A 508-nucleotide genomic window follows, 5' to 3' on the forward strand; every position below is an offset into this window, starting at 1 on the left:
GACGGCTCGAACACCTGCGCGGCTCCGCACTCGGGTTCCGCAACCTGACCAACTACATCGCCCGAAGCCTGCTCGAGACCGGCGGCTTCGGACCCCAACTCCTACACCCCCGATTGGGATGAGCCGGGAAATGTGGGTCAGTGTGGTCAGGTAAGGGTGTTATCACCTCCGGGATAGGCCCTTTCTGTGCCTTTCTTGATATCCTTAGGGTATGACTTCTTCTTTCGGGCAGTGCGGGAACACGGCGGGAAACACCCCCGCCGTGTCCGCCATGGGTGCTGCCCGGGGAAAGATCGCCTCGGAGATGGCGGAGGTGCCCCCGGCGGGTGCGGCTGGCCAGGTCCTGGATGTGATCTCGCAGGTGTTCGAGGACATGGAACAGGCCCAGCTTTCGATGCTGCTGCGGTTGGCGCAGCTGGAGGCGGCCGGGACCCTGTTGGGGGCGGGTGGGCAGAGGTCGGTGCAGAACTGGCTGATCCACTCGGTGGGGATGGCCCCCGTTGAGGCC

General features: G+C 64.8%; 1 pseudogene. It reads left to right on the top strand.

Annotated elements, in window-relative coordinates:
* Positions 1-211: 211 nt before the first annotated feature.
* Positions 212-508, top strand: a pseudogene (locus ACYVD1_RS34870) (HNH endonuclease signature motif containing protein); the annotation flags it as partial.

It is taken from the genome of Nocardiopsis nanhaiensis (assembly GCF_054778635.1).